At 64.1% G+C, this 10282-nt stretch carries 8 protein-coding genes, 1 tRNA gene and 1 pseudogene; 7 read left to right on the forward strand and 3 right to left on the reverse strand.

Annotated features, from left to right (window positions below; genetic code table 11):
- Nucleotides 1–71: 71 nt before the first annotated feature.
- The 3 genes from paoC to paoA are packed head-to-tail and all read right to left on the reverse strand — an operon-like array spanning nt 72 to nt 3880.
- Entirely contained in the window at nt 72–2288 is a 2217-nt protein-coding gene (paoC, locus tag ACFC3J_RS20510) for an aldehyde oxidoreductase molybdenum-binding subunit PaoC (RefSeq protein ID WP_375197851.1), read from the reverse strand.
- 3 nt (nt 2289–2291) lie between these two features.
- Complete coding sequence (locus tag ACFC3J_RS20515; RefSeq protein WP_375197852.1) at nt 2292–3242, reverse strand: FAD binding domain-containing protein; 951 nt, start codon at nt 3240–3242, stop codon at nt 2292–2294.
- Nucleotides 3239–3880 carry an aldehyde dehydrogenase iron-sulfur subunit PaoA gene (paoA, locus tag ACFC3J_RS20520; protein ID WP_375197853.1) on the reverse strand — a complete coding sequence of 214 codons (642 nt, stop codon included), beginning with the start codon at nt 3878–3880 and terminating at the stop codon, nt 3239–3241. Before paoA ends, ACFC3J_RS20515 begins: the two co-directional genes overlap by 4 nt.
- Nucleotides 3881–4130: 250 nt before the next feature.
- On the opposite strand from paoA, the gene ACFC3J_RS20525 reads away from it, so the two are divergent.
- From ACFC3J_RS20525 to ACFC3J_RS20555, 7 genes and pseudogenes are all read left to right on the forward strand, one after another.
- A tRNA-Gly gene (locus ACFC3J_RS20525) sits at nt 4131–4205 on the forward strand.
- Between the two features lie 146 nt (nt 4206–4351).
- On the forward strand, nt 4352–4624 hold the full coding sequence (locus tag ACFC3J_RS20530) for a hypothetical protein (protein ID WP_375197854.1): 273 nt from the start codon (nt 4352–4354) through the stop codon (nt 4622–4624).
- A 165-nt stretch (nt 4625–4789) separates the two neighbouring features.
- Complete coding sequence (locus tag ACFC3J_RS20535) at nt 4790–5863, forward strand: hypothetical protein (RefSeq protein WP_375197855.1); 1074 nt, start codon at nt 4790–4792, stop codon at nt 5861–5863.
- Between the two features lie 94 nt (nt 5864–5957).
- Nucleotides 5958–7172: an L-lactate permease gene (locus ACFC3J_RS20540; protein WP_375197856.1), complete on the forward strand. Its 1215-nt coding sequence runs from the start codon at nt 5958–5960 to the stop codon at nt 7170–7172.
- Nucleotides 7172–8509, forward strand: coding sequence for a glycerate kinase (locus tag ACFC3J_RS20545; RefSeq protein ID WP_375197857.1), 1338 nt, complete (start codon nt 7172–7174; stop codon nt 8507–8509). The genes ACFC3J_RS20540 and ACFC3J_RS20545 overlap by 1 nt, the downstream gene beginning before the upstream one ends.
- Nucleotides 8510–8559: 50 nt before the next feature.
- Nucleotides 8560–9309 carry an IclR family transcriptional regulator C-terminal domain-containing protein gene (locus ACFC3J_RS20550; protein ID WP_375197858.1) on the forward strand — a complete coding sequence of 250 codons (750 nt, stop codon included), beginning with the start codon at nt 8560–8562 and terminating at the stop codon, nt 9307–9309.
- A 331-nt stretch (nt 9310–9640) separates the two neighbouring features.
- Nucleotides 9641–10282 (forward strand): annotated as a pseudogene (locus tag ACFC3J_RS20555) (hypothetical protein); the annotation flags it as partial.

Consider the following 10282-nt stretch of genomic DNA (forward strand, 5'->3'; position numbering starts at 1 on the left):
CAGCGGAAGATATTACATGGCGCCCCTTTTCCTCTCTTCAGCCGGGGACTAGAGGCGCCGTCGGACTACTGTCAAGCGACCCTATGGCCGGTTGACGCGCCAAGGATCTTGTCGATCGTCAGGGGATAATCGCGCAGGCGGATGCCGGTGGCATTGTAAATCGCATTGGCGACCGCCGCACCCGCCCCGCAAATGCCCAGCTCACCGACGCCCTTGGCCTTCATCGGCGAGCTTTTATCGTCCAGCTCATCCAGAAACAGCACATCCTGATCGGGAATGTCGGCATGCACCGGCACCAGATATTCGGCCATGTCGTGATTGACGAAAAAGCCGAACCGGGTGTCCACGGTCAGTTCCTCCATCAGCGCGGCGCCCACGCCCATGGTCATTGCGCCGATCACCTGACTGCGGGCCGATTTGGGGTTGAGGATGCGGCCCGCGGCAAAAGCGCCGCCCATGCGGCGGATGCGCACCTCCGCGGTATCGATGTCGACGCCGACTTCGCAGAAATGCGCACCGAAGGTCGCCTGCGCATACCGCTTGTCGAGGTCGCCATAGTCCATGCTGTCCTCTGCCCACAGCCCCTCTCGCCCGGCCAGTTGCGCCAGCGGTTGCGATTGGTTGCCAAACCGCACCAGCCCATCCTCGAACAGCGCCCGATCGGCGGGAAAGCCGGCCTTTTCCGCCAGCTTCGTCCGCAATGCGACGGCAGCGGCATAGACGCCCGCGGTGGAGCTGTTGGCCCCCCATTGACCACCCGAGCCGGCCGACACCGGAAAGCGGCTGTCGCCCAGCCGCACCGTCACAGCCTCCAGCGGCACGCCCATCATTTCCGCCGCCGTCTGGGCGATGATCGTGTAGCTGCCGGTGCCGATGTCGGTCATGTCGGTCTCGACGATGACATGGCCCTTCGCGTCCACGCCGATCCGCGCGCCCGATTTGCCGACCAGATTGTTGCGAAAGGCCGACGCGACTCCCATGCCGATCTGCCAGCGCCCTTCCCGCACCTGCCCGGGCCTGGGATTGCGGCGGCTCCAGCCGAAACGTTCCGCTCCCTGTCGCAGGCATTCCACGAATTTGCGGCTGGAAAAGGGCCGCTGCGGTCCGGCTTCGGGATCATATTGCACATCGTTGCGGATGCGCAGTTCGACCGGATCCACGCCGCAGGCTTCGGCCAGTTCGTCCATGGCGACTTCCAGCGCCAGCAGGCCGACCGCTTCGCCCGGCGCGCGCATCGCATTGCCTTCGGGCAGATCCAGCGTCGCCAGTCGATGCGCGGTCAGCCGGTTGGCGCCGCCATAAAGCAGGCGCGTCTGCGCCGCCGCCGTTTCGGCCGCGCCGCCGGGCAGGTCGCCCGACCAGACCTCATGGGCGATGGCGTCGATCACCCCGTCCCTGTTCGCGCCGATGCGTATACGCTGGATGGTGGCGGGACGATGGGTGGTGTTGTTGGGAATTTGCGGGCGGGCGATGGCGACCTTGACGGGGCGGCCCACCTGCCGGGCGCCCAGCGCCGCCAACAGGGCGTCGGCGCGCAGGAACAGCTTCGCGCCGAAGCCGCCGCCGATATAGGGCGCGACGATCCGGACATTCTCCTTGGGGATTTTGAGCGTCCGGGCCATGTCGCCGACACTCCAGGCGACCATCTGGTTGGCCGTCCAGAGGGTAAGCTTGTCCCCGTTCCATGCCGCGGTGGTGGCGTGCGGTTCCAGCATGGCGTGGCTCTGGTCCGGCGTGGTGTAGCTCCGGTCGAGCTTCACCGCCGCCCTGGCGAACGCGCCGTCGAAATCGCCCGCCTTGGTGTCCGCGGGACCACCAAAGCCGCCTGTCGGCGGGACCGCCCTGTCGCGCTCCGCCGCGAGATCGAAGCGGCCCTTTTCGGGCGCATAATCGATCCGGACCAGCCGGGCCGCGTCCCGGGCATTTTCCAGCGTGTCCGCGATCACCAGCGCCACCGCCTGCTCATAATGTTCGATGGCCGGGCCGCCCAGCAGATGGGCGGTGTTCATATTCCCCTTCGCCAGCGGTCCGGCATTCTGATGGGTGACGATACCCATAACGCCGGGGGCAGCCTCCGCCGCGCGCAGGTCCATGGCGCTGATCCGGCCTTTCGCAATAGCGGAGCCGACGATCCAGCCATAAGCGGCATTGGGCGCGGCATCGTGACGCTCATAGGCATAGGGGGCGGTGCCGGTCACCTTGGCAGCGCCGTCGATCCGGTCATGGGCAATGCCGACGACGCGGCCGCGGTCGATCGGATTGGTGGTGGCGGGGCTATCGAACTTCATGGATCAAGCCTCCTTCTGCCGGTAGATCGCCGCGAGCGTCTGGGCGGCAAGCTGCTGTTTGAAAGCATTCTGGGCGGTGGGAGTGGCGCCGGCCAAGGCAGCTTCGGCCACGGCCTTCGCGCCTCCGGAGGCCGCGGCCTCCGCCTCCGCGACGCGCCAGGGTTTGGTCGCGATGCCGCCAAAGGCGAAGCGCGCCTTGCCATCCTTCCCGAAAACCGCCGCCACCGACACCAGCGCGAAGGCATAGGAAGCGCGGTCGCGCACCTTGCGATAGACATGGGTGCCGCCCAGCGGCCGGGGCAGGGTGACGGCGGTGATGAGCTCGCCGGGCTGCAACGCATGTTCGACATGGGGGCTGTCGCCGGGCGCCAGATGGAAGTCCGCAATCGGAATCGCACGGCGGTTGCCGTCGGCGCCCATCGTCTCCACACTGGCGTCGAGCAGGCGCAGCGCGACCGCCATGTCGGAAGGATGCTGGGCGATGCAGGCGTCGCTGGTGCCCAATATGGCCAGGCTGCGGCTGATCCCCTTGATCGCGCCGCAGCCGCTGCCCGGCTTGCGCTTGTTGCATGGCATGCGGGTGTCGTAAAAATAAGGACAGCGTGTGCGCTGGAGCAGGTTGCCGCCGGTCGTCGCCTTGTTGCGAAGCTGCCCGGATGCGCCCGCGAGCAGCGCGCGGCTCAGCACCGCATAGTCCCGGCGCACGGCCTTGTCCGCGGCAAGATCGGTATTGCGCACCAGCGCGCCGATCCGCAGCCCACCATCTTCCGTCTTTTCGATCCGGTCGAGTCCCAGATGATTGACGTCGATCAGATGGGTGGGCGTTTCGATCTGGAGCTTCATCAGGTCCAGCAAATTGGTGCCGCCCGCGATGAAACGCGCGCCCTGCACGCTGGCGGCGGCTTTGGCCGCTTCCGCGACGCTGGCAGCGCGGCTGTAGGTAAAGGGCTTCATGCCTTCTTCTCCCCGGCCACTTCGCGAATCGCGGCGATGATGTTGGGATAGGCGGCGCAGCGGCAGATATTGCCGCTCATTCTCTCGCGCACTTCCGCATCGGAAAAGGCGACATGGTCGAGATCGCCGGTTGCATGGCTGGGAATGCCCGCCTCTATCTCCTCCAGCACCGCCACCGCCGAACAGATCTGGCCCGGCGTGCAATAGCCGCATTGATAGCCGTCATGCGTGATGAAGGCCCGCTGCATGGGATGAAGCCGGTCGGGCGTGCCCAGCCCTTCGATGGTGGTGACGGTCTCGCCGTCATGCATGACGGCGAGCGTCAGGCAGCTGTTGATCCGTCGCCCCTCGACCATGACCGTGCAGGCACCGCACTGGCCATGGTCGCAACCCTTTTTCGTGCCGGTCAGGTGCAGATGCTCGCGCAGGGCGTCGAGCAGGGTCGTACGCGGATCAAGCTGAAGATGCACTTCGCGACCGTTCACAGTCAGTTCTACAGCGGTCATATGCGCTCCTTCCTGACGGAGTGGGGACCGGCCGGGAGGCGCGGCCTGCGCTTCCATCGAAACCGGCAGGGCGGCGGCTGCTGCCGCGCTGCCCTGGAGGATATGGCGGCGCGTCCATTGTTCGGCTGTCATGCGGCTCTCCTCCTCAGACATGTGATACGAAGCGGGCGGCAGAAATATCCATCATTCCACCGGTTGACTGCCCGGCACAGTAGCAGATGGCTGCCACAGGCCAACAGATAAGGCAGTCCGCTCACAATGGAGGACAAAAGCGGCCTGAACAGAAAAAAATCACTTTGCGCAATTTCCCGCTTGCCGAGGTGGAAAGCCGCTGCTAGTTGCCCCCCACCCGCCGAGAGGGACACTTCCTCCGGCCGCCAGAGCGGGCGTAGCTCAGGGGTAGAGCACAACCTTGCCAAGGTTGGGGTCGAGGGTTCGAATCCCTTCGCCCGCTCCAGATTTCCTGCCCTTTTCGGGACAGTGCAGCCGGAAATCGAAAAATCCCAACCCCTCATCCCCACTGACTAACCGGTTAACCGGCGCGTGGGTTAAACGTCATTCTCCACGATCACAATGCGTGGGGTCAGGCCCAAGCTCGGTGCCGTGATGATCCTTTCCATCAAGGCGGATGATAGCGGGGAGGGCGAACCGCGGGAAGGCACTGCCGGCATGGATGTCGCTGAAATGATCGGTCCGGAATTTGGGATCGAAACGGCCGACGTCATCTTCTGTGAAGGCGGGCGGGAACCAGCGCATCGGTTCCGTCGCCCAGTCCGGCGCCGCATCATGGCTTGCGCGCGCGCCCACGGCCAGATCGAGACGGGAGGGAAACGCTCCGCCGCTCAGCGTCAGCGGCGCGGCGGCTCACTGGCATGATCTCTCCCTGTCGATAACGTCACTACCTTCCCACTAGGCCAAGGCCGCGTCCTCACAATCAGCCATACCACCATGCGGGAAATGGCTTGCCGCATGGTGGGATGACGGCTGCGATCGCTTGACTGTCGAGGGCTGCCGCGCTGGAACGGGACGGAAACAGGGAGGATGACTATGAAGGTGAGCCGGGTTCTGGCGGCGATGGCCGTGCCGATGCTGCTGTCGTCGGCATTGTCGGCGCAAACATTCACGCGCGGCGAGCCGGTGCCGGCGACCCTTCCCCTCGGCAACAAGCCCGGCAATCCGATTCTGGACATGCCGCCCGGGCAACGCCTGATCTCGGCTTTCGGCGAGCGTCCGGTTTTCTCCCCAAAGGGAGACAAGCTGGCCTTTATCGGCAAATCCTACGGCGACGCCTTCGAATATGACATGGCGACCGGACAGATCCGCAAGCTGACCGGCCACGCGCCCAGCGAGGGTTTTCTGCGGGTTCATTATATGGCGGACGGCAGCTTCGCGCTGCTGGGGCCCCGCATTCCGGGCAAGACGCGCGAGGAAACCCGTTTCAGCCGGATCGAACTGTTCTGGATGGACCCTTCGACCACACGCGCGCCGGTACCATTGGGTGTCACCATATTTGAAGGGATTGCGACCAGCCCGCGCAGCAACCTGATTGCCTGGAGCGAGATGCGTCCTGCGGCGGCGGGAAAGCCCGCAGCGACGACGGTCTATACCGGCCGCATCGCGGTGCAGGACGGCACGGCCAAGCTCGAAGACAAGCAGGAAATCGTCACGACCACGGACTGTTTTGTGGAAGCACAGGATTTCCTGCCGGGCGACAAGGGGCTGCTGATGCCCTGTTATGGGTATGGTAAGGGACCTACAGGCGTTGAGACGCAGGTGATTTCCGTTGATTTCGATACGAAGGAGATCACCCGCTATCCGACACCCGCCACTCTCTATGGCGAGGTTGAGGGGATTTTCCCGGACGGGCGCCGTGCGCTGGTCGAATGTGCCCAGGATCGCGCAAAGGGTATGGACCTGTGCATTCTCGATCTCGATCCCAGGAAGCCCCGCTACACGCGCATGACCGACATCGTCCAATATGGCGGCTGGAAATACGGCAACCCCGTGGTTCGGCCCGATGGCCGCATGATCGCAGCGCAGGTGGGCTCCGCCGACGTCATCGACGCGGGTGTGGGGCAGGGCATCGTGCTGATGGATTTGGCGCCGGGCTTCTGAATTGGTCCAAAGGGGGCGGCGGGGCGGAGCAGTGATCGGCTCCGTCCCGCTTGCGGCCTCAGGACCGAAACAGGATAGCGCATAAGGTTCCGGGATGATCTGGTCGCAAAATTACGATCCGCTGGGCAGTGGCTGGCTGTCGGCACTGGTTGCCGCGGTGCCTGTCATCGTCCTTCTTGGGGCGATCGGCCTGTTTCATGTCCGCGCGCATATGGTCGGGCGGCAGATGACGCCTTTCGCCCTTATCGTGCCGATCTGGCTGCTCGTCGCCTATTGCGGATGGCGCCGGACGAGGGAGGTGATGCCTGCCTTGCTGGTGGCGGGGATCAGCTTTGCCGCCGTGCAACTTGCCATATCAAATCTTCACGGTCCCTGGCTGACTTCGATCGGCGCGGCACTCGTCTCCATCGTCGCGCTCATTCTCTTCCTCAAGATATGGCGGCCCACGCGAATCATGGCGGTGAACGAAGCGCCGCTCGCGGCTGGTGATGAGCGCGATACAGCCGCCACGGCCGACAACGTCCGCGCGCCGTCGGCAAGCTATGAGGCCGCGGCCGTCAAGCGGGCCTGGATGCCCTGGATAATCCTGACCGCCTGCGTTTTCATATGGGGTCTGCCATTCATGAAAAACTGGCTCGACGGCGTCTTCGCGCTCCATCTGTCCTTTGCCGGGCTGGACGGCATGATCCAGCGGCTGCCCCCGGTCGTCACGCATCCTGAATTCGAAAAAGCCGTCTACAATCTGAACCTGTTGTCCGCCACGGGAACGGCCATATTGGCGGCGGCGCTGCTCAGTGCAGCGTTGCTGCGCATCTCGCCCCGCCGACTGGCCGTCATCTATGCCCGCACCTGGGTCATGGTCCTGCCATCCCTGCTGACGATCGCCGCGATGCTGGCCCTGGGCTATCTGACGCGTTTCGGCGGGATCGATGCATCGATGGGCCTCGCATTCGCAGCAACGGGAACGCTTTACCCGTTCTTCGGCACGATGCTGGGTTGGTTGGGGGTTGCGGTGACCGGATCGGACACGGCGTCCAATGTCCTGTTCGGCGGTCTCCAGAAGGTTACGGCGGAGCAGTTGGACCTGTCGCCGGTGCTGATGGCGGGCGCGAACAGTGCAGGTGGCGTCATGGGCAAGATGATCGATGCGCAGAGCATCGTCGTCGCTTCGACCGCTACTCAATGGTTCGGGCAGGAGGGACGCATCCTGCGCTATGTCTTCGTGCACAGTCTGGTGCCGGGGTCGCTGATAGGTCTATTCGTGATGCTGCAGGCCTATATCTATCCTTTTACGATGCTTGTCCCCTGATGCCAGTGACGATCGATACGGTGCAGGAAGCACGAAACCTTCTGACGTCGCTGTTCGGCAAAGCGCTGGAGGCGGTGAGAGGAGATCATCTGGTCGAATGCCTGGGTCCTCCCACTGAAACCGGGTGGTTCATTAGGAAAGACGGGCAGGCGATCGATTGGCCCATCGACCCCCGGGGCCGCCTGATCGTGATTGGCGCGGGCAAGGCCGCGGCCGCGATGGCTCAGGGCATCGAAACCCTGTTCGGCGACAGGATCGATGATGGCTGCATCATCGTGAAGCGCGATCATCGCGGCCCCTTGCGCCGCATCCGGCAACTGGAGGCCGGGCACCCCCTGCCGGACGAGGCAGGCGTCGCGGCCACCGCGGAATTGCTGAGGGCGGTGAACGGCCTGACCCGGAGGGACAGCGTTATCGTTCTCCTTTCCGGCGGCGCGTCCGCCCTGCTTGTCGCGCCCGCGCCGGGCATCACTTTATCGGAAAAGTCGGCGACCACCGACCTTCTGCTTCGATCGGGCGCGTCGATCGAAGAGATCAATTGCGTGCGGAAGCGGCTGTCGCGGGTGAAGGGCGGGCTGTTGCTGGACCATATCGCGCCTGCCGCCTGCCTTACGCTGCTGTTGTCGGACGTGCCGAGTGGGGACCATGGGTCGATAGGGTCCGGGCCGACCATTCGCCCGTCATCCGGCCGCTCATCCTCTGGAGGTCACGACCCGCTGGAGATCATCGCCCATTATGGCTTGCTCGATCACATCCCTTCAGCCGTGCGCGCCCTGCTCGCAAAGCCGCAAGCGTCCGTTCCCCCTCGTGAAGGCGGCAGGGCCGATGTCGTGCTGCTGGGAGACAGCGGCAGCGCGCTCGCCGCGGTGCGGCAGGCCGCTCGGGATGCGGGCCTGCGCTTCCATGTCGTGAACCCCAACATGACCGGCCATACGCATGTTCAGGCCCGGTCGATGGCCGAGGCTTTGCGCAGGTGTCCCGCCGCGCGACGGCCCGCCCTGTTTATGTCGGCGGGCGAAACCACCCTGCATGTGACCGGCGACGGAAAGGGCGGACGCAATCAGGAGTTCGCTCTGGTCGCCGCATTGGCGTTGGAAGGCGTGGGCCGGGTTGCGTTGCTGTCAGCTGGCACTGATGGCACCGACGGACCCACCGATGCCGCTGGAGCCTTTGCCGATGGCTCACTGGTCGCGCGGGCGCAGGCTCTGGGCCTCGAGCCGATCAAAATGCTCGCGCGAAACGACAGCTACACGCTGTTCGACAGGACACAGGACTTGCTGCGCACGGGTTCGACCGGGACCAATGTGATGGACCTGGTTCTTGGCATTGCATTTTAGGATGACTTGCCCGGGCAGCGTCCGGGGTCGGTGAACACATCGGGCGGCTGTTGCCGGAAATCGGCCACATCCAGCTCGCCGACAATCCTGGACGCGCCGAACCCGGGACCGGCGAAATCAACTATGCCTGGCTGCTGCCGCATATCGGCGCCGACCGTTACGGGATCGTTGCAGGTATGGAAGCGCTGCGTTATGTCGGGTTCGACAGAGCGACCAATCGTTGGTCGATCGGGGTTCAGGCGTTTACCGTCGGAGCCGTTTTCGCCCAGACGCGGGATCTGGGAAAACTCGGCCGTTCGATCATGCGGTCGCCTATGGCCGAAGTGAACCATTGCGTGAACATCGCCGTGCCCGAAGGGCGGGGCATCTGCTATGTCGGTCAGGTTGCGCAGAATGGGTTCCGTCCGACCGCTGCCCGCCCTGGTGCGGTGCTGCCGCTGCACACGACCGCATCGGGGAAGGTGCTGATGGCGCACTGGACGCGCCAGGAGTTTGACGACTATGTCGCTCACGCCTCGCTCAAGGGGCGCACATCGCGCAGCATCGTCGATGCCGACCGTCTCCGCAGGGAACTGGCGGCTATCCGCGACCGTGGCTATGCCATGGATGACGAGGAATATGACGCCGGGCTGCGCTGCGTGGCGGCGATGGTTCATGATCGCCATGGCTTGCCAAAGGGGGCGCTGTCCGTGTCCGACCGGTCATTGCGGTTGGCGCGGACGAGGCTGGATGAATTGGGGCCAACGCTGGTAATGGCCGCCCAGCAGATGAGCAGCGAGATCGCCGCCCAATATTTCTGAGAATTGCAGGACCGGCTGTCCGGTCGTCGGCTGCACGTCGCGTGAACCGTCACGGACGTTGGGGACCGTCATGGCGGCATCGAAAAAGCGAACAGATTTGCCGGGTCGATGAACAGCTTTCGGGTGGCGACCTGATCAAAAATCAAGCGATAAAGAAGACAGTAAGTCAGAAGCACGCGGGCGAGAAGCACTGCGGCAGGAGAGGGTAATGAACGCCATATGGCGCAAGGGCGGAAGACGTCCTCATACAAACAGGCGAATCGCGTTTATTTCGGTGCTGGCGATAGGCGGTGGCCTGACGGCAGATCCGTCGCTCGCAGAGCCTGCGCCCTTGTCCTTCGCACTGACCAACATCTACGTGCCGTCCTATGAGGACGACAGGGCCTGTCGTGCCTTATCGCTCAGCTCCAGCGATATATTCCTGCAAAGCCTGCCGCCTGCCGAGCGGGTAAAATATGAAGCTCCCGAAAAGGTTCAGGCACTTCAGCGGCTGATGAGCGACAAGCTCGGTTTCAAGATGGTGCCCACCGGTCACGCGTCGGGAGCCAACGGGAGCATGGCAGCGGTTCCGGAAGCGGAAATAGAGGCGCTCCGGCAGAAACATGACATCCCCAAGGGCAAGGGCATATTGTCGTTCCTCGGCACGCGGCTGGCCTATGACAGTTGCACCAATCCCGAGGATTTCCCGTTCCTGGCCAAGGGCAACGAACCGTATCGGGGAGAGGTCGCCTACGGAATCGACCTGGACGGCCGCAAGGGCAAGGATGATTTCCGGGGTCCCAATGGGGAACAGGGTGTGGACAATGAACTGATCCGCGCCACCGGGTGCAACTTTGCTACGCGCGACTATGGCACGCCCAAGGTCGCGGATGAAGTGATCACGTCGATCGGCTCGCCCACGCTGGTAGAGATCATCGGCGTCGACGATCCCTTGAACGACGAAGACGTGACCGTTCATATCTATGCGAGCGCC

The organism is Sphingobium sp., assembly GCF_041987595.1.
GTDB lineage: Bacteria > Pseudomonadota > Alphaproteobacteria > Sphingomonadales > Sphingomonadaceae > Sphingobium.